Genomic DNA, 660 nt, shown 5'->3' with positions numbered 1-660 from the left:
ACGGCGCCGTTCCCGGCCAACTTTCACCCCTATACATAACTTCAATCCTTGTATCGAAAAGTTGCTCTGAGTGAGGCATTCACTCTTGTCTTCAATTTTGGCCACTGTTCGCCGAAAGGAGTAACTACGCCCAAGTAAAACTTAATTTATAAGTTTTATCAGGCCAACTCATACTTAAAAAACAGCAAACTTAAAATAATTAAAAATAAACTTGTTAAGTTATTTGATGATGTATTAGTTTTTCCTCGCCGAGCAGGTTAAACCCCGCAAACACGGCACGGCTCCGCATTCAGCTGACAGCCATGGCAAATAGTCGCCCTGGCACAGCCCAGAGCCTCCAATGCACTTTTCACACGTTCATTTAACTGAATGAGGCCAGCGCTCGCCAATATAAAAGTTTAAAACCCAGACAGTCTGCATTGACGCACCGAACGAGCAAATTTCTCTATTCCAATAACACCGAGGTTAGCCATGATGCCAACTAAAGAACAACTCGCCCTGATAAAAGCTCAATTGAGCGTTCATCCGATCTTTACTGAAATCGATTCGTTATCGGTACTGCGCCGGTTCATGGAATCCCACGTCTTCGCCGTCTGGGATTTCATGTCGCTGACCAAGCGTCTCCAACAAGAACTGACCTGCACCCGTCTGCCGCTGGCT

At 45.6% G+C, this 660-nt stretch carries 1 protein-coding gene; it reads left to right on the top strand.

Annotation, left to right across the window (positions count from 1 at the left end; all coding sequences use genetic code 11):
- Positions 1-471: 471 nt before the first annotated feature.
- Positions 472-660 (top strand): DUF3050 domain-containing protein (locus HT737_RS30245; protein WP_182404657.1); only part of this gene is annotated, 189 nt, incomplete at its 3' end.

This window comes from Pseudomonas sp. MD195_PC81_125 (genome assembly GCF_014060985.1).
GTDB lineage: Bacteria > Pseudomonadota > Gammaproteobacteria > Pseudomonadales > Pseudomonadaceae > Aquipseudomonas > Aquipseudomonas parakoreensis.
This window is presented reverse-complemented; position numbering and strand designations above follow the sequence as displayed.